22 protein-coding genes are annotated in these 26402 nt (G+C 61.4%); 14 read left to right on the plus strand and 8 right to left on the minus strand.

Features of this window, described 5'->3' with window-relative positions:
* The first annotated feature begins 28 nt into the window (after window positions 1-28).
* Window positions 29-442, plus strand: a complete 414-nt coding sequence (locus E4O98_RS20500; protein WP_078822576.1) for a DUF2269 family protein — start codon at window positions 29-31, stop codon at window positions 440-442.
* Window positions 443-536: 94 nt separating this feature from the next.
* On the opposite strand, the gene E4O98_RS20505 is transcribed toward E4O98_RS20500, so the two are convergent.
* Complete coding sequence (locus tag E4O98_RS20505; protein WP_032878883.1) at window positions 537-1193, minus strand: HAD family hydrolase; 657 nt, start codon at window positions 1191-1193, stop codon at window positions 537-539.
* Window positions 1194-1336: 143 nt separating this feature from the next.
* Between E4O98_RS20505 and E4O98_RS20510 the strand changes: the two genes are divergently transcribed.
* Window positions 1337-1816 (plus strand): RNA pyrophosphohydrolase, encoded by a 480-nt coding sequence (locus E4O98_RS20510; protein ID WP_003176750.1) that lies wholly within the window; start codon window positions 1337-1339, stop codon window positions 1814-1816.
* 22 nt (window positions 1817-1838) lie between these two features.
* Window positions 1839-4118: a phosphoenolpyruvate--protein phosphotransferase gene (gene ptsP / locus E4O98_RS20515; RefSeq protein WP_005792331.1), complete on the plus strand. Its 2280-nt coding sequence runs from the start codon at window positions 1839-1841 to the stop codon at window positions 4116-4118.
* 98 nt (window positions 4119-4216) lie between these two features.
* Here ptsP and E4O98_RS20520 read toward each other — a convergent pair whose 3' ends face one another.
* Entirely contained in the window at window positions 4217-4963 is a 747-nt protein-coding gene (locus E4O98_RS20520) for an NRDE family protein (RefSeq protein ID WP_228309094.1), read from the minus strand.
* A 216-nt stretch (window positions 4964-5179) separates the two neighbouring features.
* Between E4O98_RS20520 and lgt the strand changes: the two genes are divergently transcribed.
* Together lgt and E4O98_RS20530 are read left to right on the plus strand one after the other, a co-directional pair.
* Window positions 5180-5992 carry a prolipoprotein diacylglyceryl transferase gene (gene lgt / locus E4O98_RS20525; RefSeq protein ID WP_005792329.1) on the plus strand — a complete coding sequence of 271 codons (813 nt, stop codon included), beginning with the start codon at window positions 5180-5182 and terminating at the stop codon, window positions 5990-5992.
* A 51-nt stretch (window positions 5993-6043) separates the two neighbouring features.
* Window positions 6044-6877 (plus strand): thymidylate synthase, encoded by an 834-nt coding sequence (locus E4O98_RS20530; protein ID WP_005792328.1) that lies wholly within the window; start codon window positions 6044-6046, stop codon window positions 6875-6877.
* A gap of 132 nt (window positions 6878-7009) precedes the next feature.
* On the opposite strand, the gene cadR is transcribed toward E4O98_RS20530, so the two are convergent.
* Window positions 7010-7450 (minus strand): Cd(II)/Pb(II)-responsive transcriptional regulator, encoded by a 441-nt coding sequence (gene cadR, locus E4O98_RS20535; RefSeq protein WP_103734214.1) that lies wholly within the window; start codon window positions 7448-7450, stop codon window positions 7010-7012.
* Window positions 7451-7535: 85 nt separating this feature from the next.
* Between cadR and E4O98_RS20540 the strand changes: the two genes are divergently transcribed.
* The 7 genes from E4O98_RS20540 to E4O98_RS20570 all read left to right on the plus strand — a co-directional run bounded on the left by E4O98_RS20540 (window position 7536) and on the right by E4O98_RS20570 (window position 16698).
* Window positions 7536-9818: a heavy metal translocating P-type ATPase gene (locus E4O98_RS20540; RefSeq protein ID WP_248136127.1), complete on the plus strand. Its 2283-nt coding sequence runs from the start codon at window positions 7536-7538 to the stop codon at window positions 9816-9818.
* A gap of 16 nt (window positions 9819-9834) precedes the next feature.
* Window positions 9835-10698, plus strand: a complete 864-nt coding sequence (locus tag E4O98_RS20545) for a LysR family transcriptional regulator (RefSeq protein ID WP_005792324.1) — start codon at window positions 9835-9837, stop codon at window positions 10696-10698.
* Window positions 10699-10945: 247 nt separating this feature from the next.
* A complete protein-coding gene (locus E4O98_RS20550) occupies window positions 10946-12010 on the plus strand; it encodes a putative 2-aminoethylphosphonate ABC transporter ATP-binding protein (protein ID WP_078822573.1) in 1065 nt (354 codons plus the stop codon).
* Between the two features lies 1 nt (window position 12011).
* Window positions 12012-13724, plus strand: a complete 1713-nt coding sequence (locus tag E4O98_RS20555; protein WP_248136129.1) for a putative 2-aminoethylphosphonate ABC transporter permease subunit — start codon at window positions 12012-12014, stop codon at window positions 13722-13724.
* A 22-nt stretch (window positions 13725-13746) separates the two neighbouring features.
* A complete protein-coding gene (locus E4O98_RS20560; RefSeq protein ID WP_228309091.1) occupies window positions 13747-14769 on the plus strand; it encodes a putative 2-aminoethylphosphonate ABC transporter substrate-binding protein in 1023 nt (340 codons plus the stop codon).
* Between the two features lie 125 nt (window positions 14770-14894).
* The gene (locus tag E4O98_RS20565; RefSeq protein ID WP_032878891.1) at window positions 14895-16028 is read left to right on the plus strand and encodes a TIGR03364 family FAD-dependent oxidoreductase; all 1134 of its coding nucleotides are present in this window, start codon (window positions 14895-14897) and stop codon (window positions 16026-16028) included.
* Between the two features lie 154 nt (window positions 16029-16182).
* Entirely contained in the window at window positions 16183-16698 is a 516-nt protein-coding gene (locus E4O98_RS20570) for a hypothetical protein (protein WP_248136131.1), read from the plus strand.
* Window positions 16699-16712: 14 nt separating this feature from the next.
* On the opposite strand, the gene E4O98_RS20575 is transcribed toward E4O98_RS20570, so the two are convergent.
* Both E4O98_RS20575 and E4O98_RS20580 read right to left on the minus strand, forming a co-directional pair.
* On the minus strand, window positions 16713-18080 hold the full coding sequence (locus tag E4O98_RS20575; protein WP_032878894.1) for a DUF3482 domain-containing protein: 1368 nt from the start codon (window positions 18078-18080) through the stop codon (window positions 16713-16715).
* On the minus strand, window positions 18073-19452 hold the full coding sequence (locus E4O98_RS20580) for a DUF2868 domain-containing protein (protein WP_148853838.1): 1380 nt from the start codon (window positions 19450-19452) through the stop codon (window positions 18073-18075). Before E4O98_RS20580 ends, E4O98_RS20575 begins: the two co-directional genes overlap by 8 nt.
* Window positions 19453-19521: 69 nt before the next feature.
* Here E4O98_RS20580 and E4O98_RS20585 point away from each other — a divergent pair, with 69 nt between their 5' ends.
* Complete coding sequence (locus E4O98_RS20585; protein WP_078822568.1) at window positions 19522-20034, plus strand: dihydrofolate reductase; 513 nt, start codon at window positions 19522-19524, stop codon at window positions 20032-20034.
* An 85-nt stretch (window positions 20035-20119) separates the two neighbouring features.
* Here the strand turns inward: E4O98_RS20585 and E4O98_RS20590 are convergent, their stop codons facing one another.
* The gene (locus E4O98_RS20590; protein WP_216090440.1) at window positions 20120-21511 is read right to left on the minus strand and encodes an L-cystine transporter; all 1392 of its coding nucleotides are present in this window, start codon (window positions 21509-21511) and stop codon (window positions 20120-20122) included.
* Window positions 21512-21753: 242 nt separating this feature from the next.
* On the opposite strand from E4O98_RS20590, the gene E4O98_RS20595 reads away from it, so the two are divergent.
* Window positions 21754-22815 (plus strand): haloacid dehalogenase-like hydrolase, encoded by a 1062-nt coding sequence (locus tag E4O98_RS20595; protein ID WP_248136133.1) that lies wholly within the window; start codon window positions 21754-21756, stop codon window positions 22813-22815.
* A 191-nt stretch (window positions 22816-23006) separates the two neighbouring features.
* Here E4O98_RS20595 and ilvD read toward each other — a convergent pair whose 3' ends face one another.
* Window positions 23007-24848, minus strand: coding sequence for a dihydroxy-acid dehydratase (ilvD, locus tag E4O98_RS20600; protein WP_248136135.1), 1842 nt, complete (start codon window positions 24846-24848; stop codon window positions 23007-23009).
* Between the two features lie 238 nt (window positions 24849-25086).
* A complete protein-coding gene (locus tag E4O98_RS20605; RefSeq protein ID WP_032878899.1) occupies window positions 25087-26277 on the minus strand; it encodes an MFS transporter in 1191 nt (396 codons plus the stop codon).
* Window positions 26278-26402: the final 125 nt, after the last annotated feature.

Genomic DNA, 26402 nt, shown 5'->3' on the forward strand with positions numbered 1-26402 from the left:
ACTGAGCGGCCTTTAAGGAATCGAGACCATGGAAACACTGACCACCCTCAAGGTTATCCACATCACCGCCACCGTGTTGCTGCTGCTCAGCGGCCTCGGCCTGGCCGTACTGGCCTGGCGTAAACGCAGTGCCGGCCCGGCGGTCATCGTGCAACGCCCATGGGCGTTCGTGTGGCTGCTGATGGGCATTTGCCTGGTCAGTATGCCGTTCACCGGTTGGTGGCTGGTGCACCTGATCGGCTGGCCCCTGGGGCAAACCTGGATTTTAGGCTCCAGCATCCTCTACACCGTGGCGGCGCTGGCGTGGTTCTGGCTGGTGGCGCGCCTTAATCGCCTGCGCAAGGGTGAGGGCGGCAGCCTGAATTTTACCCTGGTGCTGGCGGTGGTCAGCCTGGTGGGGTTTGTGGCGATTGCAGGGCTGATGGGCGCCAAGCCGGTTTAAAGCGTTAGATCGCGTCGCCTTCATCGCAGGCAAGCCAGCTCCCACAGGGGAATGCATTCCAAATGTGGGAGCTGGCTTGCCTGCGATAGCGTCATCAGCTGCGCAGAGTGATCACCGGCCAGCCCCGCTTCTGCGCTTCAGCGCGCAAATTCGGATCCGGATCCACCGCCACCGGATGCGTCACCTGCTCCAGCAACGGCAAATCATTCATCGAGTCGCTATAGAAGTAGCTGTCTTCCAGGCTGTACCCAGTCTCTTCCAGCCAGCGATTCAAGCGCGTCACTTTGCCTTCTCGAAAGCACGGCACATCAGTGCTGCGCCCGGTGTAGCGGCCGTTTTCCATCTCGCATTCGGTGGCGATCAGGGTGTCAACGCCTAGCCGTGCGGCAATTGGCGCAGTGACGAAGCGGTTGGTGGCGGTGATGATCACCAGCTTGTCGCCGGCGGCGTGGTGCTGGGCCAGCAGTTCCACCGCCTTGGGCAGCACGATCGGCTCGATGCAGTCGCGCATATAGTCGTTGTGCCACTCGTCCAGTTGGGCCATCTCGGTGCGGCCGAGGATTTCCAGGCAGAAGTTCAGGTAAGCGGCGTTATCCAGCTTGCCGGCCAGATAGTCCTGGTAGAACTCGTCGTTGCGGGCCTTGTAGGCCACCGGGTCGAGAATCCCACGCTCACACAGGTAATCGCCCCAGGCGTGATCGCTGTCACCGCCGAGAAGGGTGTTGTCCAAGTCGAATAAAGCCAGGCGCATTGCAGTTACTCGCTGAAAAGTCTGTAAAAAGGCGTCCAGAATACGGTCTTTTCACAAGAGTGCACATAAGGTAAGAAGCCTCGTTGCCGCTGGAACAATCTTTGTGGAACAATGCGGCGACATGCGTTTGCGAGGTTGTTGCCGTGATCGACCCCGATGGTTTCCGTCCTAATGTCGGGATTATTCTTACGAATGATGCCGGACAGGTGCTATGGGCTCGCCGAATCAACCAAGATGCCTGGCAGTTTCCTCAAGGTGGGATAAACCCCGACGAAACCCCTGAAGACGCCTTGTACCGTGAGTTGAACGAAGAAGTCGGCCTTGAGCGTGAAGATGTGCAGATTCTGGCCTGTACCCGTGGCTGGTTGCGCTATCGTTTGCCGCAACGCCTGGTGCGTACCCACAGCCAACCGCTGTGCATCGGCCAGAAGCAGAAATGGTTTCTTTTGCGCCTGATCTCCAACGAGCAGCGGGTGCGGATGGATTTGACCGGTAAACCGGAGTTCGATGGCTGGCGCTGGGTCAGCTATTGGTACCCGTTGGGCCAGGTGGTGACATTCAAGCGCGAGGTTTACCGCCGCGCTCTCAAAGAGCTTGCCCCGCGCCTTTTAGCGCGCGACTGACGACGGAGTTCGACCCCGAGCCATGCTCAATACGCTGCGCAAGATCGTCCAGGAAGTTAACTCCGCCAAGGATCTCAAGGCGGCGTTGGGGATTATTGTGTTGCGCGTCAAGGAAGCCATGGGCAGCCAGGTCTGCTCGGTTTACCTGCTGGACCCCGAGACCAACCGTTTTGTGCTGATGGCCACGGAGGGCTTGAACAAGCGCTCCATCGGCAAGGTCAGCATGGCGCCCAATGAAGGTCTGGTGGGCCTGGTGGGGACGCGTGAAGAACCCCTGAACCTCGAACATGCGGCCGACCACCCGCGTTATCGCTACTTCGCCGAAACCGGTGAAGAGCGCTACGCCTCGTTCCTGGGGGCGCCGATCATCCACCACCGCCGCGTTGTCGGCGTGTTGGTCATCCAGCAAAAAGAACGTCGCCAGTTCGATGAAGGTGAAGAAGCCTTCCTGGTGACCATGAGCGCGCAGTTGGCCGGGGTTATCGCCCACGCCGAAGCCACCGGCTCGATCCGCGGCCTGGGGCGCCAGGGCAAGGGTATCCAGGAAGCCAAGTTCGTCGGCGTGCCCGGTTCGCCGGGTGCTGCGGTGGGTACGGCGGTGGTCATGCTGCCGCCGGCCGACCTCGATGTGGTGCCGGACAAGACCGTCCACGACATCGAAGCCGAAATCAAACTGTTCAAGACCGCCCTGGAAGGCGTGCGCGCCGACATGCGCAACCTGTCGAACAAGCTGGCCACCCAGCTGCGCCCTGAAGAGCGTGCGCTGTTCGACGTGTACCAGATGATGCTCGACGACGCGTCCCTGGGTAACGAAGTCAAAACCGTGATCAAGACCGGCCAGTGGGCCCAGGGCGCGTTGCGCCAGGTGGTCACCGATCACGTCAACCGTTTCGAAATGATGGACGACGCCTACCTGCGCGAGCGGGCTTCGGATGTGCGCGACCTGGGTCGCCGCCTGCTGGCGTACCTGCAGGAAGACCGCAGCACCAACATGGTCTTCCCCGATAACACCATCCTGGTCAGCGAAGAGCTGACGGCCACTCAGCTCGGCGAAGTGCCTGAGGGCAAGCTGGTGGGCCTGGTCTCGGTATTGGGCTCGGGTAACTCCCACGTCGCGATCCTGGCCCGGGCCATGGGTATCCCGACGGTGATGGGCCTGGTGGACCTGCCGTACTCCAAGGTCGACGGTATCGACATGATCGTCGATGGTCATCGCGGCGAGGTATTTACCAACCCCAGCGACGTGCTGCGCAAGCAATACGCCGAAGTGGTGGAAGAAGAGAAGCAACTGGCCCAGGGCCTCGATTCGTTGCGCGAGCTGCCGTGCGTCACCCTCGACGGCCACCGCGTGCCGCTGCTGGTCAACACCGGCCTGCTGGCGGATGTGGCCCGCGCGCAACAACGCGGCGCCGAAGGGGTGGGGCTGTACCGCACCGAAGTGCCGTTCATGATCAACCAGCGTTTTCCGAGCGAGAAGGAGCAGCTGGCGATTTATCGCGAGCAACTGCAGGCCTTCCACCCGCTACCGGTGACGATGCGCAGCCTGGACATTGGCGGCGACAAGTCACTGTCGTATTTCCCCATCAAGGAAGACAACCCCTTCCTTGGCTGGCGTGGCATTCGCGTTACCCTCGACCATCCTGAAATCTTCCTCGTCCAGACCCGCGCCATGCTCAAGGCCAGCGAGGGGTTGAACAACCTGCGTATCCTGCTGCCGATGATCTCCGGCACCCATGAGCTGGAAGAAGCCCTGCACCTGATCCACCGCGCCTGGGGCGAAGTACGCGACGAAGGCGCCGACGTACCGATGCCGCCGATTGGCGTGATGATCGAAATTCCCGCAGCGGTATACCAGGCCAAGGAGTTGGCGCGGCAGGTGGACTTCCTCTCGGTGGGCTCCAACGACCTGACCCAGTACCTGCTGGCGGTGGACCGTAACAACCCACGGGTGGCCGACCTCTACGACTACCTGCACCCGGCGGTGTTGCAAGCGTTGCAACACGTGGTGCGCGACGCCCATGCCGAAGGCAAGCCGGTGAGTATCTGCGGTGAGATGGCTGGCGACCCGGCCGCTGCGGTGTTGCTGATGGCGATGGGCTTTGACAGCCTGTCGATGAACGCCACCAACTTGCCGAAGGTGAAGTGGATGTTGCGCCAGGTTGACCTGGGCATGGCCAAGGATTTGCTCGCGCAGTTGATGACCATCGACAACCCGCAAGTTATCCACAGCTCGTTGCAGTTGGCGCTGAAGAACCTCGGGCTGACCCGGATGATCAACCCGGCCTCGGCGAAAACCCTCTAGACCGAGGCGCCTTCATCGCAGGCAAGCCAGCTCCCACAGGGAACTGCATTCCAAATGTGGGAGCTGGCTTGCCTGCGATGACGTCAGTCCAAGCGCCGTCAGATTTCCAGTTCGACCTCGCCCAGCCGCCCGCCGTGTGGGCCAAAGCTACGCTCCAGCATCCTGCGCGTCCCATCGGCATTCACAATCAGCGCCGTGCTGGCCCGTGTCCCATAACTGGGGCTGGCGATAAACACGCTCGATAGCAGGTTTTCGGTCGCCAGGCCTACGCCGGTGTCCGGCAGTTCAGCAAACGGGGCGGTCTGCGGGTCGCTGAGAATTCCCAGCAGTGCCTTAGGCTCGGGGTTCTCCAGTACTGCGCTGAACGCCGCCTTGGCCTTCACCAACTTAGGCCAGGGCGTATCCAGCCCGGCATTGGATAACCCGTAAACCCCAGCCTTCAGCAGCGTAGGCTCGGTATCATTGGCGTTGTAATGCCACAGCTCATCCCGCGTCCCCACCAGCAGGTTAAACCCGGAATATTCAATCGAACGTCTGTTAACGTCGGCTAAATAGTCATCAATGGGCAGCGACCCACTGAGAAAGCGCGCCACCAGCTCGCCCCGCGACTTGCGTGCCGGTGGCTGGTGCGGGTCGCGGATATTGGTCAGCGCAGCGAAACGCCCATCCGAGTTGACACCCAACCAAGTGCCCCCGGCCTCCTGATCGCGGCCAGCATAGACCTGCGGCGCATCCAGCCACTGGGCCAGCGGCAGGCTGGGGCGGGCATAGAACTCATCGCGGTTGGCCGCGACGATCAGCGGTTGGGCATGGCCTGGTCGCCAGGCGAAAACAATCAGGCACATCGGGTGACCCCTTTTGTGTTTTTGCCACTCTACCCACAGATGTGCAGGCGTTCCATCGTAACGAAGTTGGGCCGTTCACCTTCCATCCGTTAACATGCCGGGCTATTTGGCGTGTATGTGAACTTCTTAATTTGATCTCGCCGCTGTAACGCAGGCTTAATCGCACATCGGCATGGTCCGGTGCGTCATGACTAAATGTTTTAACGAGGAGTCGCAATGCTGCCTTACCCGCAGATCGACCCGGTGGCCCTGGCCATTGGTCCGCTGAAAATCCATTGGTACGGGTTGATGTACCTGATCGGCATCGGCGGTGCCTGGCTGTTGGCTTCCCGGCGCCTGAACCGTTTCGACCCGACCTGGACCAAGGAGAAGCTCTCCGACATGGTGTTCTGGATGTCGATGGGGGTGATCGTCGGCGGGCGCCTGGGGTATGTGCTGTTCTACGACCTGTCTGCGTATATCGCCAACCCGACGCTGATTTTCGAAGTGTGGAAGGGCGGCATGGCATTCCACGGCGGGTTTGTCGGCGTGATGATCGCTGCGTGGTGGTTCGGGCGCCGCAACGGCAAGTCGTTCTTCCAGTTGATGGATTTTGTGGCGCCGTTCGTGCCGATCGGCCTGGGTGCCGGGCGCATTGGCAACTTTATCAACGCCGAGTTGTGGGGCAAGCCGACCGACGTGCCGTGGGCCATGGTGTTCCCGCCGTTCAGCGACCCGGCGCAACTGCCGCGCCACCCGTCGCAGCTGTATCAGTTCGCGTTGGAAGGTGTGGCGCTGTTCCTTATTCTTTACCTCTTCTCGCGCAAGCCACGCCCTACCATGGCCGTGTCGGGTATGTTCGCGCTGTTCTACGGGATTTTCCGCTTTATCGTCGAGTTCGTTCGGGTGCCGGATGCGCAGTTGGGCTACCTGGCGTGGGGCTGGCTGACCATGGGTCAGGTGCTCAGCCTGCCGATGATCCTGGCGGGCCTGGGCATGTTGTGGTGGGCTTACAACCGCCCGCAGCCGCTGAAGAACGCCGCGCTTTAAATTCGAACGCCGAGGTTTGCCCGCCTCGGCTTCAACGATACAGGTACTCACATGAAGCAATATCTCGAACTGCTGCACGACGTCGTGACCAATGGCCTGACCAAGGGCGACCGCACCGGCACCGGCACCAAGGCCGTGTTCGCCCGTCAGTATCGGCATAACCTGGCCGACGGCTTCCCGCTGCTGACCACCAAGAAACTGCACTTCAAAAGCATCGCCAACGAGCTGATCTGGATGTTGAGCGGCAACACCAACATCAAATGGCTCAACGAAAATGGCGTGAAGATCTGGGATGAGTGGGCCACCGAAGACGGTGACCTGGGCCCGGTGTACGGCGAGCAGTGGACCGCCTGGCCCACCAAGGACGGCGGCACGATCAACCAGATCGACTACATGGTGCACACGCTCAAGACCAACCCCAACAGCCGCCGCATCCTGTTCCACGGCTGGAACGTCGAGTACCTGCCGGACGAAACCCAGAGCCCGCAGGAAAACGCGCGCAACGGCAAGCAAGCCCTGCCGCCGTGCCACTTGCTGTATCAGGCGTTCGTGCATGACGGCCATCTGTCGATGCAGCTGTATATCCGCAGCTCTGACGTATTCCTGGGGCTGCCGTATAACACCGCCGCGCTGGCGTTGCTGACCCATATGCTGGCCCAGCAATGCGACCTGATCCCTCACGAGATCATTGTCACCACTGGCGACACCCACGCTTACAGCAACCACATGGAACAGATCCAGACCCAGTTGGCGCGCACGCCGAAAAAGCTGCCGGAGCTGGTGATCAAGCGCAAGCCTGCTTCGATCTACGACTACAAGTTCGAAGACTTCGAGATCGTGGGCTACGACGCCGACCCGAGCATCAAGGCCGACGTGGCTATCTAACGGCCCAACGCGGTAAAAAACTGTGGGAGCTGGCTTGCCTGCGATAGCGGAGTGTCAGGCGACATCAATGTCGCGGGCCCACCGCTATCGCAGGCAAGCCAGCTCCCACATGGGTTGCGTGTTCGCTTGAGTTTAGTGGCCGTGGCTTCGGCCCACATGTGAAGGCTCGGCCTCACTGGCCGCAATCCCGCCGCTGACCTCCAACTGCTGCAAAATCCCGCACTGATCCCCACCGCCGCAACGTTGGCGCAGGTCCAGCAGTTGTTCCTGCAAGGCCAACAATCCGTCGATCCGCGCTTTTACGTGGTGGATATGTTCGTCGATCAACGCATTCACGCTTTCGCACTGGTCCTGGGGGCTGTCGCGTAGCCCTAACAGGCTGCGGATTTCTTCGAGGGTCATGTCCAGGCTGCGGCAGTTGCGAATAAAGATCAGCCGCTCGGTGTGCGCCTGGGTATAGACCCGGTAGTTGCCCTCAGTGCGCGCAGGCGGTGGCAGCAGGCTTTCCTTCTCGTAATAACGGATGGTTTCCACCGGGCAGTCGGTGAGTTTGGCCAGTTCGCCGATCTTCATCGCAGCAATCTCCAAATGGGTGCTTGACCCTATAGTGGCTACAGGGTCTTTACTTGGCAACAGGCACCTTTACGGACGCGACCTGATGAGCCACTCCATTCACACCCCGCACAAGCACGACCACAAGCACGATCATGACCATGCTCATGACCACCCACATGATCACGCCCCGGCAAAACTCACGCCGGTGGATAGCCACGGCCACTCAGGCTCCTGCTGTTCCGGCGCTGCCGGGCCTGCCGTGGTGACCCTGAGCGAAGCGCCCACCGCCGGCTCGCGCCTGAGCACTTTCCGCATCGAAGCCATGGACTGCCCCACCGAGCAGACGCTGATCCAGAACAAACTGGGCAAGCTCGCCGGCGTGCAGCAACTGGAATTCAACCTGATCAACCGCATCCTCGGCGTCACCCATGATCTGCCGAGCACTGCGCCGATCATTGCGGCGATCAAGTCCATCGGTATGCAGGCCGACCCTATCGAGGAAGGCAGCCCCACCGCCGCGCCGCCGGCCAAGAAGCATTGGTGGCCATTGGCAGTGTCGGGCGTGGGCGCCCTGGGTGCCGAAGTGCTGCACTTCACCGGTGTGGCACCGACTTGGGTGATCGCACTGGTGGCGCTGGTGTCGATCCTCAGCGGCGGCTTGACCACCTACAAAAAGGGCTGGATTGCCCTGAAAAACCTCAACCTGAACATCAATGCGCTGATGAGCATCGCGGTGACCGGCGCCATCCTGATTGGTCAGTGGCCGGAAGCGGCGATGGTGATGTTCCTGTTTACGGTAGCCGAGTTGATTGAGGCCAAGTCCCTGGACCGGGCGCGCAATGCCATCAGCGGCTTGATGCAGATGACCCCGGAGCAGGCCACCGTGCGCCAGGCTGACGGCTCATGGATGGAACAAGAGGTCAAAAGCATTGAACTTGGTGCGATCGTCCGAGTAAAACCCGGCGAGCGTATCGGCCTGGACGGTGAAGTCACTGCCGGTCAATCCACCATCGATCAGGCACCGATCACCGGGGAAAGCCTGCCGATTGAAAAGACCATCGGCGATAAAGTCTTCGCCGGCACCATCAACCAGGCCGGTTCCCTGGAGTACAAAGTCACTGCGGCGGCCAACAACTCGACCCTGGCGCGAATCATCCACGCCGTGGAACAAGCCCAAGGCGCACGGGCGCCGACCCAGCGCTTTGTCGACAGTTTTTCCAAGGTCTACACCCCGGCGGTGTTCCTGTTTGCCCTGGGCGTGGCGGTGATTCCGCCGCTGTTCATGGCGGGCGTGTGGTTCGACTGGATCTATCGCGCCCTCGTGCTGCTGGTGGTGGCATGCCCGTGTGCCTTGGTGATCTCCACACCGGTGACCATCGTCAGCGGCCTGGCCGCCGCAGCGCGCAAAGGCATCCTGATCAAGGGCGGCGTGTACCTGGAGGGCGGTTACAAGCTCGACTACCTGGCGCTCGACAAGACCGGCACCATCACCCACGGCAAACCGGTGCAAACCGATTACCTGCCGCTGTTCCCGAATCTTGAAGACAGCGCCCCGGCCCTGGCCGCCAGTTTGGCCGGGCGTTCCGACCACCCGGTGTCCCTGGCGATCGCCAACGCGGCTGTGGATAAAAACCTGTCAATTCATGCTGTGGATAACTTCGAGGCCCTGGCCGGGCGCGGTGTGCGCGGCGACATCAACGGCCAGACCTATCACTTGGGCAACCACCGCCTGGTGGAAGACCTCGGCCTGTGCTCAGAGGCGTTGGAAGAAAAACTCTTCGCCCTGGAAAAACAAGGCAAGTCCGTCGTGCTACTGCTGGACAAGTCCGGCCCCCTGGCGCTGTTCGCCGTGGCCGACACGGTCAAGGACAGTAGCCGCGAAGCCATCCAGCAACTTCACGACCTGGGCATCAAAACCCTGATGCTCACCGGCGACAACACCCACACCGCCCAGGCGATTGCGACCCAAGTCGGCATCGACCAGGCCCAGGGTGACCTGTTGCCCACCGACAAGCTGCAAGCCATCGAAACCCTCTACGGCCAAGGCCATCGGGTGGGCATGGTCGGCGATGGCATCAACGATGCTCCAGCCCTGGCGCGGGCCGAGATCGGCTTTGCCATGGCAGCGGCGGGCACTGACACGGCTATCGAGACTGCTGACGTGGCGCTGATGGATGATGATCTGCGCAAGATTCCGGCTTTCATTCGGCTGTCGCGGCAAACGTCGAGTATCCTCAAGCAGAACATCGCCCTGGCGCTGGTGATCAAGGCAATTTTCCTGGCCGTGACCTTCATGGGCATGGCGACCATGTGGATGGCGGTCTTCGCCGACATGGGCGTGAGTTTGCTGGTGGTGTTCAATGGCCTGCGCCTGTTGCGCAAATAGAGGATGAGAGGGTGGTGTGCTGAGTGCTGAGTTAAAGGCGTTTTTCATGGTCGCCCGCCTGGGCAGTATCACCCAGGCGGCGAAAAAACTCGGCCTGAGCCAGCCCACGGTGACCACCCAGATTCGCAACCTGGAAAGCCAATACGGCGTTGAGCTGTTCTATCGCGGTGGCCGTCGCCTGACGGTCAGCGACGAAGGTGCGCGGCTGTTGCCGATGGTCAAGACGCTGTTGCAGCAGGAAGCGGATATCGAGTTTTTCCTGCGCAACAATGGTCAGGTCCAGGGCGCGCTGCGGATTGCCGCGACGGCGCCGTATTACATTCTCGACCTGGTCAAAGCCTTTCGTGAACGCCTGCCGCACGTGGAAGTGTCGGTGGAAATCGGCAACTCCCAGCAGGTACTCGAAGCGCTGGATGATTACCGCGTCGACGTTGCGGCCTCTTCGCAATTGCTGGACGACCCGCGCCTGATCCGCCGCGTGCTGGGCACCGACCCGCTGGTGCTGGCGGTACATCGCAATCACCCGTTGGCCAAGCTTGAGCATGTGTCGTTGAGCGCGCTGGCCGGGCACACGCTGTTGATGCGTGAAGCCGGCTCCACCACCCGCAGGCTGACCGAAGAACTGTTGAAAAGCGGCGGCGTGGGGTATGGGCCGTTGCTGGAGATTGGCAGCCGTGAGTCGATTCGCGAGGCGGTGCTGCGCAATATCGGCATCAGCATCATCGCTCGCCAGGAAGTGCCCCATGATCCGCAATTGCGTGTGCTGACCATCGAGAATGCGCCGCAGATTCCGGAGTATCTGTATTGCCTCAAAGAGCGTAAAGGTGCACGGCTGCCGGCGGCATTCCTTGGCCTGGCTCAGGAAATGTCGCCAATTTAAGTTCTGCGGCTGGCTTGAGGGCCAATCGGGAGCAAGCCCCCTCCCACATTTTGACCGCATTCTCATGTTGGAACCCGGTCAACTGTGGGAGGGGGCTTGCTCCCGATTGCGGTAGGCCAGGCAACTCATCTCCATGAGTCCTACACAAATCCACCAATACCACTATCACCCCGTTTTGCCTTTCTGCCACACCAACTACGCATTGCCTCCCTAGCATGGCCTTCATCCGTTCGATGAGGTGCCTTGCATGAACACAGCCCTGACCCAACCCGGCGCGCCCATGAAGGTGCGCGGGATCCAGAAACGCTTTGGCGCTTTCACCGCGCTGGACAACGTGTCCCTGGACGTCGCCGCCGGCGAGCTGGTGTGCCTGCTGGGCCCGTCCGGCTGCGGCAAGACCACGTTGCTGCGCTGCATCGCCGGCCTGGAACGTCAGGACAGCGGTGAGCTTTACCTGGGCGAGCGGGACGTTTCCCTGCTGCCGCCCCAGGCGCGAGACTACGGCATCCTGTTTCAGTCCTACGCGCTGTTCCCCAATCTCACGGTTGAAGCAAACATCGGCTACGGCCTCACCGGCAGCGGCCGCGATGAAGTGCGCAAGCGCGTCGGGCAGATGCTTGAACTGGTCGGTTTGGTCGGCAGCGAAAAGAAATACCCCGGCCAACTCTCCGGCGGCCAGCAGCAGCGCGTCGCTCTGGCCCGTGCATTGGCGCCGGCCCCTTCGTTATTACTGCTGGATGAACCGATGTCGGCCCTCGACGCCCGTGTGCGCGAGCATTTGTGCACCGAGCTGCGCCAATTGCAGCGGCGCCTGGGTATTACCACCTTGATGGTGACCCACAACCAGGACGAAGCTATGTTGATGGCCGACCGCATTGCCGTGATGAATAACGGTAAGGTCGAGCAGTACGCCACGCCCCAGGAGATCTACGACCGCCCGGCCACGCCGTTCGTGGCCGAGTTTGTCGGCCAGGGCAACTGGTTGCCGTTCAGCCGTAGCAGCGCCAGCCATGCCCAGGTCGGCGGAATGAATATGCGCCTGGCCGACGATGCGGGTGTGGCCCGGTCCGGCCGCCTGTTCTGTCGCCCGGAAGCGATCAGCGTCAACCCGACGGTGCATGAAGAAAACCTGTTCCCGGCCAAGGTTCGCGAAATTACTTTCCTCGGCAACCGCTGCCGCATGAGCTTTGAGTTGGAGCAGTTGCCGGGCCATCCGTTGCTGGCCGAACTGGCGCCCGAAGCCATGCCGCGCCTGGGCGCCCAGGACATCTGGGTGGCCTTGCCGCCGCGCAGCCTGCAGGTGTTTGCCTGAGATGGCCGCCGTCATGACATCGCCGGTACCGCGTCAGGTGTCCCGCGCCGAGTGGGGCGACCGCCTCTTTGTGGTCGGCGGTAAATGGCTCTGGCTCGGCCTGCTGGTGGTGGCGGTCCTGCTGCCGCTGCTGGCGATCTTCTGGCGCGGCTTCAGCAGCGAAGCCGGGCAGGGCGGTGGCCTGGTTGCAGCGCGGGAGCTGCTGACCAGCGCCAACTTCCACTGGTTGCTGGGAAATAGCCTGAAAGTTTCCCTCAGCGTGGCGGCCATCGTCGTACCGCTGGCTTACCTGTTTGCCTACGCCCTGCAACGTACGCTGATTCCCGGCAAGACCGTCTGGCGCGGTTTGTCATTGCTGCCCTTGATGGCGCCGTCGATGCTGCCGGGCATTGCCCTGGTCTATCTGTTCGGCAACCAGGGCATGTTGCGCGGCTTGCTCTCGGACAATATCTACGGCTTCTGGGGCATTGTGCTCGGTGAAGTGATCTACACCTTTCCCCATGCCTTGATGATCTTGCTCTCGGCGCTGTCCCTGGCGGATGCACGCTTGTTCGATGCGGCGTCGAGCATGGGCGCCAGCCCGGCCCGGGCGTTTCGCAGCATCACCTGGCCGGCCACGCGCCAGGCGGTGTTCGCCGCGTTCTGCCTGGTGTTTACCCTGACCATCACCGACTTCGGTGTACCGGTGGTGGTGGGCGGTGATTACCAGGTGTTGGCGCTGGAAGCCTACAAGGCGGTGGTCGGTCAGCAACAGTTCGGGCGCGGCGCGTTGATCGGCATGGTGTTGCTGCTGCCGGCACTGTTCAGCTTCGGCGTGGATGCCTGGTTGCGCCGTCGGCATGGCGACTCGATGAGCGGTCGCGCCCAGGTGTTTCTGCCCGCGCCATCGCGGCTGCGCGACGGTTGCTACCTGGCCATCGTGTTGCTGATTTGCGCGGTGTTGCTGCTGGTGTTCGGCATGGCGGTGTATTCGTCGCTGGTGAAGTTCTGGCCGTACAACCTGTCGCTATCGCTCAACCACTACCAGTTCGAAGACACCGCCGGCGGCGGCTGGCTGGCCTACCGCAACAGCCTGACCATGGCGCTGTGCACGGCGTTGATCGGCAGTGTGTTGATCTTCACCGGTGCCTACCTGATGGAGAAGACCAAGGGCCAGAAGGGCCTGAACCTGGCGCTGCGCATGCTCAGCTTCGTACCGATGGCGGTGCCGGGGCTGGTGCTCGGCTTGGGCTACGTGTTCTTTTTCAACCTCAACGGCAACCCGCTGCACGTGTTCTACGGGAGCATGGCGTTGCTGGTGGTGTGCACCATTGCGCACTACCTGACCACCGCGCAGATGACCGCGACCACCGCCCTGCGCCAGCTGGACGCCGAGTTCGAAGCGGCGGCGTTGTCGCTCAAGGCGCCGTTGTACCGCCACTATTGGCGCGTCACGGTGCCGATCTGCCTGCCGGCGCTGCTGGATATCCTGCGCTACCTGTTTGTGTCGGCGATGACCACCGTGTCCGCCGCGATCTTTCTCTACAGCCCCGACACCATCCTCGCCGCCGTCGCCGTGCTGAACATGGACGACGCCGGCAACGTGGGCGGCGCGGCGGCCATGTCGACCCTGATCCTGTTCACCTCAGTCGGCGTCTCGCTGTTGCTGGCGTGGGCCTCACGTGGCGCGCTGCGTCGCTCCCAAGCCTGGCGCCAGACCGCGCCCGGCCAATAAACATCCCTGAAGGAGGTGCTCCATGTTCAAGCCCCTGGCGCTGGTCGCTGCGGTACTCACGGCATTCAGCCTGAATGCCTTCGCCAAGACCGAGTTGACCGTGTACACGGCCCTCGAAGCCGAGCAATTGAAGACCTACAAAAAAGCCTTCGAGCAGGCCAACCCCGACATCGAGATCAAGTGGGTACGCGATTCCACCGGCATTATCACCGCCAAGCTGCTGGCTGAAAAAGACCGCCCGCAGGCTGACGTGGTGTGGGGCCTGGCCGCCTCCAGCCTGGCGATCCTCGATCAGCAAGGCATGTTGGACAACTACGCGCCCAAGGATTTGGACAAGATCGGCAAAAACTACCGAGACGCCGCCAACCCGCCCGCCTGGGTGGGCATGGACGTGTGGGCCGCGACCATCTGCTTCAACACCATCGAAGCCGAAAAGCTGGGCCTGACCAAACCGGTGAGCTGGCAGGACCTGACCAAGCCTGAATACAAGGGCAAGATCGTGATGCCCAATCCGGCGTCCTCCGGCACCGGCTTCCTGGATGTCAGCGCCTGGTTGCAGACCTTCGGCGAGAAGCAGGGCTGGCAGTACATGGACGACCTGCACCAGAACATCGGCCAGTACGTTCACTCCGGCTCCAAGCCGTGCAAGTTGGCGGCGTCCGGTGAGTTCCCGATCGGGATTTCCTTTGAATACCCGGCGATTCAACTCAAACGCCAGGGTGCGCCGCTGGACATCATCCTGCCGAAAGAGGGCCTGGGCTGGGAGATCGAAGCCACCGCCGTAGTCAAGGGCAGCGCACACGCCGATGCGGCAAAAAAACTCGCTGACTTTTCCGCCAGCCCAGCGGCGATGGAGCTGTACAAGGCTAACTTCGCCATCCTCGCCCAGCCGGGTATCGCCAAGCCGCAGACCGAATTGCCGGCCGACTACGAGCAGCGCCTGATCAAGAACGACTTTGCCTGGGCCTCGAAAAACCGCGACAGCATCCTGACTGAATGGCGCAAGCGCTATGACGGTAAGTCGGAGAAGGTGGCGGGTCAGTAAGGTTTTCGTTAGGGCTTATGGCCCCTTCGCAGGCAAGCCAGCTCCCACATTTGAAGGTATTCACACATCAAAATGTGGGAGCTGGCTTGCCTGCGATAGTGGCTTTGAATTCAGGACATCACTCCATGACACACCACAGCGACCTGCTGATCATCGGCGCCGGCATCCTCGGCCTGTCCCACGCTTATGCCGCCGCCAAGCGCGGCCTCAAGGTCAAGGTGTTCGAGCGCAGCGCCACGCCATTGGGCGCTTCTGTGCGTAACTTCGGCCAGGCGCTGGTCACCGGCCAACCACCGGGGCCGATGCTCGACCTGGCGCGGGAAAGCCGCGAAATCTGGGGCCAATGGGCGCAAGCAGCGGGCCTTGCGCTCAAGCGCAATGGCTCCTACCTGTTCGCCCGCACCGAGGCCGAAGAACAACTGCTCGAAGCCTTTTGCGCGGGGCGTGCCCGGGAGTACGGGTATAACGTGGAGCTGCTGCAAGGCGCTGCGATGAAGGGTCTTTACGCCGGCCAGTTCCGCCATCACCGCGCGGCGCTGCACGGTAAGGATGACCAGCAACTGTATTCCCGCGAGGCGATCCCGGCGCTGATCCAGTACCTGAGTCAGGCGTTGAAGGTGGAGTTTCACTTTTCCACTCTGGTGCGCGACGTCGAACCGGGCCAATTGCACAGCACGGCCGGCAGCTTTCGCGGCGAGCAGATCATCGTCTGCTCCGGCCACGACTATCAGACCCTGTTGGCCGAATCCATCGCCCCGCTCAACCCGCAAACCTGCCGCCTGCAAATGCTGCGCGCCCGGCCGGCGGTCAACCTGAACCTGCAACACGCCCTGCTCACCGGCCTGAGCTGCGTGCACTACGGCGCCTTCGCCGACCTGCCGGAGGCTGCCGCAGTGCAGGCGCAGATCCTGCGCGAAACACCGTACCTGCAGGAGCACGGCATTCACCTGTTGATCAGCCCTACACCCCATGGCGAACTGATCATTGGCGACTCCCACCATTACGACAGCGACCCGTCGCCCTTCAATGCCGAGCAGGTAGATGACTGGATGATCGAGCTGGCCGAACAGACCCTGGGCTGCAAAATCCAGGTGGTCGAACGCTGGCAAGGCGTCTACGGCGCTCGCGGGCCCGGGCCGTTCTCGTTTGTGCAGGCAGCATCCGGTGTCAGCGCTGCGTTGATGCACACCGGCGTGGGCATGAGCGTGGGGCCGGCGATGGCCGAGCGAAATATCAGTACCTTGTGGGGAGAGACGTGATGAGCCCGGTGCTCGACCTTGATGTACTCAAGGCCAAGGCGGCGAGGCTACTGGCAGCGAAGATGGGCCTTACACAATAAGCCGATACGCCGCCTGGAGCCCTTGTTGTTACCCCACTAAGGTGCTTGCTTCACCCATTAAAAGAGCAACACTGATGCACTATTTGAAAGCCATCGCCCAAGACCTGCAAGGCAACGGTCATGCCGATACGGTCATTTTGCATTTCTATCAGCAACGGCCGGGTCGTCCCGATGAGCTGATCCACGATATCGTCGGACAGGAAATGACCTCGAATGCAAAATGGGGAGGGCATAGTAAACCCGGTTCGCTGGACCTGGATAAGCGCCGGATCGCGACTTTCGCCGACAGCTTCGTGAAACTCAATTGGTTTAACCCGGCAAGCCATTGGCAGTGTGCGCTCGTCATCTATGCGGATGATTTCAGCGACGCGGGACGGCCGGATTCGGTGAGGCTGGAGTTCCGTGAGAGCAAGGTGTCCGAGGGGAAAACATTACTGGTCTCCAGAACCATGGACTATGACGTCGACAGCGACAGCGTGTTGGAAACCGCTACCACCAATAGTGATATCGACCGCAACGGGGTAGCTGAAAACGCTGATAAAGAACTGGTTCGCTCGCTATGCAAGGCGTTCCTGGGGTTGAATTGGTGAGCGCTTTAAGCGCGTCACGCTTCGTTGAGCTGTTCAGCCAATGTTTCGACCTGTTCCTGACGCTCGGCCTGGCTCAGCTTGGCGTGGGGGTTGAGGGATGACCATTGCGGATAGGCGCGGGCCTTGTGCAGCGCGTCGGGCAGCTTGCCCTCGCGCCAGGTTTTGTCCTGGGGCGTGTCGACCTTGATGCTATGCATCGCCGCATGCCCGCGCAGACTAAGGGCCTTGAGCAACTGACGTTGGCGCAGGGCGAGCAGGCGCAGCACGCTGTCGTCGACGGTCAGCTCGCGTTGGCCTTTGATCTTGCCCAGCAGGCGGCTGCCGTAGCTGCGTGCGGTTTGCAGGGCGCCACCGGCGATAGCGCCGGCCAGTGCCGCAGCGCCAAGGGTCAGGCCACCGACCAGGAGGTCCACGCCAGCACCGGCAGCGGCACCGGCGGCGATTCCGCCACCGACCCGTACGCCAAGTTGCTTGAGGGTTTCGGGGTTGAACAAGTCATCGCCCCAGCGACCGTCAAGCAACGGTAGATCACTGGCGGCGGCATCCTGTGGGCGAAAGCCGAACAGTTTGAGCAGGGCTTCAACGCACTTTTGTTCCCGTTGGCGCACCGCTTTGCGCAGATCGCCGATGGCTTGCTGTTCATCTTCGGTGACGACGCTGCGACGGCAGGCCGCGCAGTCGATCAGCAGTTCGGCGATCAAGCGTGCGGCGCTTTGCTGGCGGGCCTGGCGTTGGGCCTCTTGATCGAGGATCAGGCGTTCCAACTGCGGGCGGGAGTTTTCCAGCAGCAGGGCCAGGCTTTCATACAGGCGACGTTCACCGTCTTCCGGCGGCGCCACGCTGTCGAAGCGCACCAGCGCGTGCAGGCCGAGGCGGGCCAGGGCTTCGCGCCAGTCCGGCTCGCGCTGGTCGCTGCTGGTGACGAAGTTGAGCACCGGCAACAAGGGTTTGCCGCAACTGGCCAGCACTTGCAGCTCATCGCGGTACTTGGCCAGCACCGGCTCGCGGGCGTCGATCACATACAGGCCGGCGTCCGAGGCCAGCAATTGGCGTAACACCTTGGCTTCCTGTTCGAAACGCTGGCGCGCTTCGCTGCCCTCCAGAAAACGCGCCAGGCGAGCGGGACCGTCCAGGCGTTCACCGGGGCGATCCAGGCGCTCCAGATAGTCGAGCAGGGCGATGGCGTCTTCCAGGCCGGGCGTGTCGTACAGCTCCAGCAAGGCTTCGCCATCCACCGACAAGCGCGCGCCTTCGACATGCCGCGTGGTGCTGGGGCGATGAGAGACTTCGCCGAAGCCCACGTCACGGGTGAGGGTGCGCAGCAGTGAGGTCTTGCCGACATTGGTGTGGCCGACCACGGCGAGTTTCAGCGGTTTAGTCATGCCCGGTCTCCAGCCAGTTCAGCGGTGCGCAATCGGCAAACGGCAGCTCAAGTTGTTGCAGTGCGGTGTGCCAGTCACCCAAGCGTTCGGCGTCCAGCGCCTGGCCCGGCGGCGCTTGCAGCAGCCATACACGGGTGGCGGTGGCGCTGCGCGCCAGTTCGGCGATCAACGCCAGGCTGCCACGGTCCGGCGAGCGGCGCGGGTCGCAGACGATGACCAGACGTGCGGGCGGGAAACGGCTGAGTTGTTCCAGCAGCTTGTTCCGCGATTCACGGCTGTCGAGGATGCCGGCGTTTTTAACGTTGCTGGGCAGTTTGGGTGGCCACGGGTAGTGATCGTCGAGTTCGATGGCCACCAGCAAGGCGCCGTCGCTGTCCATCTCGCTGACGCCGCCGCTGACGTGGTGCAGCTGTTCGGGCGCGGCATCGTTGACCCCAAGCCGTTCGCTGCTAGGCATCAGGCGTTCGCGCAGTTGGGCGTAGCCTTGCAGGTTGAGGTCCAGGCGCAACGCCGCACGCCCGATTTTCCAGCGCCACAGGCAGAACAGGGCGAGGATCAATCGGGGCAGCAGGCCGTAGACCAGCAACACGCCCACCAGCCAGGCGGCCCAGGCTTGGCGGGCGTTTTCGATATTCAGGGCTGAATCACCGCTGGCGCGGATCATGTCGACGGTTGGCACATTGAAACCCAGCAAAGCGGGCAGGCTGCCGAGGGCCTGGGTCACGGCGACAAACGTGTCGGCGCCGAGAATGGTGGTTTCCCACACAAAGCCGTAGCGACGGGTGGCGAGCAGGGTCAGCAGGATCACCATGGCGCTGAGCAACGCCAGCAGCCACAGGCTGTTGACCAACACACCCACCGCCCAGCGATTGAGTTTTTGCCGTTGCAACAACAGCAGCAACGCTGGCGCCAATTGTGCGGCTTTGGCGTCACGCGCCAGTTTCTCGCTGAGCCATAACCACAGGCGCCCAAGGCTGGCGCTGTGTTCGCCAGCAAACAGCAGCCCCAGGGCCCAACTGACCAGCAGGATCAGGTTCAACCCGAGCAGGCTGCCCAGGGCCCAGAACACGTTCACCGGCGTCAGGCCATTGCCCAGCGCAGCGAATGCCAGGCCGGCGCCACTGATCACGGCCACGACCGCCAGTAATATAAGCGCCAGGCGCGCGCCTTGCAGCCAGCGTGTGAGGGCACCGGTCAGGCCATCGCGCTCGGCCAGGTGCAAGGCGCGCTGGGTAATACGCGTCGACAGGTCGCCCCCGGCCGTGCGGGCCAGGCGGTTGGCTTCCAGGTCTTCCAGGGGGCCGGCGTGTTCTTCACGCAGGCGCACGGCTTCTGTCAGCCAGAGTGTGTGCAGAGGAGTCAGTGCAGTCACGCGCCATCCTGTTGTTTCAGTGAAGGTGGAGCATAACCGCTGACTCGCGGCTCTGGTATTCTCGTCGCCATGAAAAAAACTCTCCCTTTAAGCCTGATCGCAGCCCTCGGTGAAAACCGTGTGATCGGTGTCGACAACAGCATGCCCTGGCATTTGCCGGGGGATTTCAAGTATTTCAAAGCCACCACGCTCGGCAAGCCGATCATCATGGGGCGCAAGACCTGGGATTCCCTGGGCCGACCGTTACCGGGGCGTTTGAACCTGGTGGTCAGCCGTCAGACCGATCTGACGCTTGAAGGTGCGCAAGTGTTTCCGTCATTGGAAGCGGCGGTGGAGCGTGCCGAGGAGTGGGCCAAGGCCCAAGGCGTGGACGAGTTGATGTTGATCGGCGGTGCGCAGTTGTATGCGCAGGGACTGCAGCAGGCCGATCGCCTGTACCTGACGCGGGTGGCGCTGAGCCCGGAAGGGGATGCGTGGTTTCCAGAGTTTGATAGGAACCAGTGGAAGCTGGTGTCGAATGTCGAGAATCCGGCCGAAGGTGATAAACCGGCCTACAACTTCGAAGTGTGGGAAAAAGCCTAAAAGCATCGCAGGCAAGCCAGCTCCCACATTTTGATGTGTGAATACATTCAAATGTGGGAGCTGGCTTGCCTGCGATAGCGGTCTATCAGACCTGCGCTAACTCGGCATGCTCATCGGCATCCAGCAACGCTTTATCCGTCTGCCCCATGATCTGGCTGGTAATCGCCCCCGCCGTCATCGAACCATTCACGTTCAACGCTGTACGGCCCATATCGATCAGTGGTTCCACCGAAATCAGCAACGCCACCAGTGACACCGGCAAGCCCATGGCCGGCAGTACGATCAGCGCGGCGAAGGTCGCACCACCGCCCACACCGGCGACGCCCGCCGAACTCAAGGTCACAATCGCCACCAGCGTCGCGATCCACAGCGGATCCAACGGGTTGATGCCCACGGTCGGCGCGACCATCACCGCCAACATCGCCGGGTAAAGACCGGCGCAACCGTTCTGGCCGATGGTCGCGCCAAACGAAGCGGCGAAACCGGCGATCGACTGGGGGATACCCAGGCGGCGGGTCTGCGCTTCAATACTCAAGGGGATCGAGGCGGCGCTGGAGCGGCTGGTGAAGGCAAAGGTCAGTACCGGCCACACCTTGCGGAAAAAGCGCAGCGGGTTGATCCCGGCCAACGACAGCAGCAGGCCGTGCACCACAAACATCAGGCCCAGGGCCAGGTACGACACCACCACGAAACTGCCCAGCTTGATGATGTCTTGCAGGTTGGAACCGGCGACCACCTTGGTCATCAGCGCCAACACGCCGTACGGGGTCAGCTTCATCACCAGGCGCACCAGGCGCATCACCCAGGCTTGCAGGGTGTCGATGGCGTTGATGACCTTCTGGCCCTTTTCCACATCATCCTTGAGCAGTTGCAGAGCGGCCACCCCGAGGAACGCGGCAAAAATCACCACGCTGATGATCGACGTCGGCTTGGCCCGGGCCAGGTCGGCGAACGGGTTGGCCGGCACGAACGACAGCAGCAACTGCGGGATATTCAGGTCGGCGACCTTGCCTGCGTAATCACTCTGGATCACTTGCAGGCGCGCCATTTCCTGGGTGCCGGCCACCAGGCCCTCGGCGGTGAGGCCGAACAGGTTGGTCAGGCCGATGCCGATCAGCGCCGCGATGGCCGTGGTAAACAACAGCGTGCCGATGGTCAGGAAGCTGATCTTGCCCAGGGACGAGGCGTTATGCAGGCGCGCCACGGCACTGAGGATCGAAGCGAACACCAGCGGGATCACGATCATTTGCAGCAACTGCACATAGCCATTGCCGACCAGATCAAACCAGCCGATGGAGGCTTTGAGCACTGGATTGCCGTCGCCATAGATGGTGTGCAAGGCCGCACCGAACAGCACGCCCAGAACCAAAGCGAACAGGACCTTCTTGGCCAGGCTCCAGTTAGTCCGACGGGTTTGTGCCAGGCCCAGCAAGAGGGCCACGAACACCAATAAATTGAGAATCAGGGGCAGATTCATTGAAGCTCCGTTGAGAAGGCAGCCAATCGCGTCAGCCTGCGATTGCGAACCGGCAAGCCTAACAGCTTGAAATATATTGATTTAATACCAATATGGAATGGTGACTGTCGTTTTTGGAATAAGCGTCTGACGCTGCTGCGCATGGCCGTGGCGGAATCAGAACCAAAGCCGTCGCGCTCGGGTGATAAGTGTCACAGGGATTTGTTAGCGTCGATGTCTTTCACTTGAGGGAGACAACGCCTATGAAGCTCGCGCCGAAACTACTCTTATCCGCAGCCTTTTGCCTCGGACTCGCCAGCCAGGCGTTTGCCGCCACCGAGTTGAAACATTGGCCGGCACCGGCCGCCAAGCAACTCAACGAAATGATCGCCGCCAACGCCAACAAGGGTAACTATGCGGTGTTCGACATGGACAACACCAGCTACCGCTACGACCTTGAAGAGTCGCTGCTGCCGTACATGGAAAACAAGGGCCTGATCACCCGCGAAACCATGGACCCATCGCTCAAGCTTATCCCCTTCAAAGACACCGCCGACCATAAGGAAAGTCTGTTCAGCTACTACTACCGCCTGTGCGAAGTCGACGACATGGTCTGCTACCCCTGGGTTGCGCAGATTTTTTCCGGCTTCACCCTCAAGGAACTCAAGGTGCAGGTCGACGAGCTGATGGCCTCCGGCAAGCCCGTACCCGTCAGCTATTTTGAAGGCGACGTGGTGAAAAAAACCGAGATACAGCCGCCGAAAATCTTCACCGGCCAGGCCGAGCTGTACAACAAACTGATGGAAAACGGCATCGAGGTGTATGTGATGACCGCCGCGTCCGAGGAACTGGTGCGCATGGTCGCGGCCGATCCGAAGTACGGCTACAACGTCAAGCCCGAGAACGTCATCGGCGTGACCACGATGCTCAAGGACCGCAAGACCGGCGAGTTGACCACCGCACGCAAGCAGATCACCGCGGGTAAATATGACGAGAAGGCCAACCTCGGCCTGGAGCTGACGCCCTACCTGTGGACCCCGGCGACCTGGATGGCCGGCAAGCACGCGGCGATCCTCACCTACATCGACGAGTGGAAAAAGCCGGTGATCGTCGGCGGTGATACCCCCACCAGCGACGGTTACATGCTGTTCCACGATGTGGACGTGGCCAAGGGTGGCATCCATTTGTGGATCAACCGTAAAGACAAATACATGACCCAGCTTAACGGCATGATCGCCAAGCACGCGGCGGCGCAGGCCAAGGAAGGGCTGCCGGTGACGGCGGACAAGAACTGGGTGATCGTTAAGCCCGAGGACATTCAATAACAGACTGAATGCGATCATAAATGTGGGAGGGGGCTTGCCCCCGATAGCGGTGAGTCAGCTACAAATCGACTAACTGAAATACCGTCATCGGGGGGCAAGCCCCCTCCCACATTTTGACTTTCATTGTTCCTAGGGCTATCGCCAGGCAAAAAAATGCCCCGCACTTGGCGGGGCATTTTTTTGCACGAGTCTTACAGACCGTCGAGCATCGCTTTGTTACGCACAGCACCTTTGTCGGCGCTGGTGGCCAGCAGGGCGTAGGCCTTCAACGCAGTGGTGACTTTACGCGGACGCTTCTCCACCGGCTTCCAACCTTTCTTGTCCTGCTCGACCCGGCGTGCCGCCAGTTCTTCATCGCTGATCAACAGGTTGATCGAGCGGTTCGGAATGTCGATCAGCACCTTGTCGCCATCCTGCACCAGGCCAATCGCGCCACCGGCAGCAGCTTCCGGGGAAGCGTGGCCGATGGACAGGCCCGAAGTCCCGCCGGAGAAACGCCCGTCGGTCAGCAGCGCGCAGGCTTTGCCCAGACCTTTGGATTTCAGGTAGGACGTGGGGTAGAGCATCTCCTGCATACCCGGGCCGCCTTTGGGGCCTTCGTAGCGGATGATCACGATGTCGCCTTCCTTGACTTCGTCAGCGAGGATGCCGCGTACCGAGCTGTCCTGGCTTTCGTAGATCTTGGCGCGGCCTTCGAAGACGTGGATGGACTCATCCACACCCGCGGTTTTCACTACGCAGCCGTCGAGGGCAATGTTGCCGTACAGCACGGCCAGGCCGCCTTCTTGCGAGTAGGCGTGCTCCACACTGCGGATGCAGCCGTTTTCACGGTCGTCATCCAGCGTATCCCAACGGGTCGACTGGCTGAATGCGGTCTGGGTCGGGATGCCGGCCGGGCCAGCCTTGAAGAAGGTGTGCACGGCTTCGTCGTCAGTCTGGGTGATGTCCCATTTGGCGATGCCTTCGGCGATCGACTTGCTGTGCACGGTCGGCAGGTCAGTGTGCAGCAGGCCGCCACGGGCCAGGGAGCCGAGGATCGAGAAGATCCCGCCGGCGCGGTGCACGTCTTCCATGTGGTACTTCTGGATGTTCGGCGCGACCTTGCACAGTTGCGGAACGTGGCGGGACAGGCGGTCGATATCGCGCAGGTCGAAGTCGATCTCGGCTTCCTGGGCGGCGGCCAGCAAGTGCAGGATGGTATTGGTGGAACCGCCCATGGCGATGTCCAGGGTCATGGCGTTCTCGAACGCCTTGAAGTTGGCGATGTTGCGCGGCAGCACCGACTCATCGTTCTCACCGTAGTAACGCTTGCACAGATCGACGATGGTGCGGCCGGCTTGCAGGAACAGTTGCTCGCGGTCGCTGTGGGTGGCCAGTGTGGAACCGTTACCCGGCAAGGCGAGACCTAAGGCTTCTACCAGGCAGTTCATCGAGTTGGCGGTGAACATACCGGAGCACGAACCGCAGGTCGGGCAGGCGCTGCGCTCGTATTCCGCGACCTTCTCGTCAGAAGCGCTGGAATCGGCGGCGATCACCATGGCGTCAACCAGGTCGAGGCCGTGGGACGCGAGCTTGGTCTTGCCAGCTTCCATCGGGCCGCCGGAGACGAAGATCACCGGAATGTTCAGGCGCAAGGCAGCCATCAACATGCCGGGGGTGATCTTGTCGCAGTTGGAGATGCACACGATGGCGTCGGCGCAGTGGGCGTTGACCATGTACTCCACGGAGTCGGCGATGATCTCGCGGCTCGGCAGGGAATACAGCATGCCGTCATGGCCCATGGCGATGCCGTCGTCCACGGCAATGGTGTTGAATTCCTTGGCCACGCCGCCGGCCCGTTCGATCTCGCGGGCGACCAGTTGGCCCAGGTCCTTGAGGTGGACATGGCCCGGTACGAACTGGGTAAAGGAGTTGGCAATCGCGATGATCGGCTTCTTGAAGTCGTCATCCTTCATCCCCGTGGCACGCCACAGTGCGCGGGCGCCGGCCATGTTGCGGCCGTGGGTGGATGTTTTCGAGCGGTAATCTGGCATGGAGCACTCCGGGCGGCTAATCACTTATTAATCAGGTGCAAAGGGGAGTGAGCTTCTAATTGACGACTGGAACACCCGAAAAATGGCCGTGTGTCCGGAAGTTGCCACTCGCATCGCGGGATCGCCGCTTGCTTGGGCCTCGAGCTCATAAACCCGCCGGGGGATGACTGGCGATGAATAGGGCCGATTCTACACCGCTGGCGGCTGGAGGGAATGGCCGTAACCTTGAAGATAGCCGCTACAGGACATGTGGGCGCTGCTTGATCAGCGCATTCAGGGCGAGCCCGGCGGCACTCAGGGTTAGAAAGCACAGGGCTAGCGCGGTGGTCAGGTTGGCGGTGGCCAGGTTGATCACCAGGCTGATCAGGCCGCCGCACATGAAAATCAGCAAGCTACCGGCAGAGGTCGCCGTGCCAGCCAGTTGCGGGTAGAGGCTCATGGCCTTGGAGTTGGCGATGGGTCGACAGATGGTGGTGCCGGCTGTGCAGATCAACATCGGGATCAGCACCGTGGCGGCCGACAGGCCGAACTGCCAGGCCAGCCAGAGCATGACCAGACCTGAAACAGTGATCAGCAACAGGCCAGTGTTGATTTGCCGGTCGGCGTCCATTTTGCGATGCAGGATACTGGCAATCACTCCGCCGCAGACGTAGGCCGCGCCATATAGCAGCAATGCCCAGGCGAATTGATACGTCGACAGGTTCAAGCGCTCCATGAAGATCAGGGGCGACATCACGATAAACGAGAAATGGCAGGCAAAGGCCAGGGCGGAAATCAACCAATAGCTGACGAAACGGAGGTCGGAAAACAGCAGCCAATAGCCGTTGAAGAACTGTAGCGGTGAAGGGCGATGGCTGCTGCGCGAGTCGTGCAGCAGGCGTGCGGACCAGAGCCACACCACTGTGGCTAACACGATAAACACGTAAAAACTCGCCTGCCATCCGCCATAAATTTGCAGCCAGGTGCCCATCAGTGGCGAGCTTGAGATGAACACTCCGCCGGCGGTGGTCATCCAGATTCGAATCCGTTGCAGTTCCCGTCCTGTAAACAAGTCCTGGATAAGCGCCTGCGACAGGGCAAACGCCCCGCACCCTACGGCCTGAACCACGCGAAAGCCGATAAACCAATTGAAATCCGGGGCCAGCAAACAACCGGCTGCACCCAGCGCCGATAAGGCAATACCTGCCAGCAGCAGTTTTTTGCGGCCGAACATGTCAGACAACGGGCCTATCAGCAGTAACGAGACGGCCAGGCCAATGGCAAAAATACTGACGGACTGGGCGATTTCTGAAGGCGTGTGGCCAAAGTGATTGGAGAGGGCGGGAAAGGATGGCAGGACTACGTCGAGGGGGAAGACTGCGAGCAGGGTCATGGTCATCAACAGTACGATGAAATATGACTTGTTTGGTGTGGCTGTACTAATAGGCATCAACCGGACCGCTCTATCCTTCCTTGCTGGGGGGAGGAGAGTCGGTGTGACGGCAAGGGAAGTCAATGGAAATGGCAGTGGGAAACAGCTGAAAGGCCCGTAGGATCAGTCGTTGACTGTTCCTA

Origin of the sequence: Pseudomonas sp. W2Jun17, from assembly GCF_023127795.1 — a bacterium.
In the GTDB taxonomy this organism is placed as follows: domain Bacteria; phylum Pseudomonadota; class Gammaproteobacteria; order Pseudomonadales; family Pseudomonadaceae; genus Aquipseudomonas; species Aquipseudomonas synxantha_A.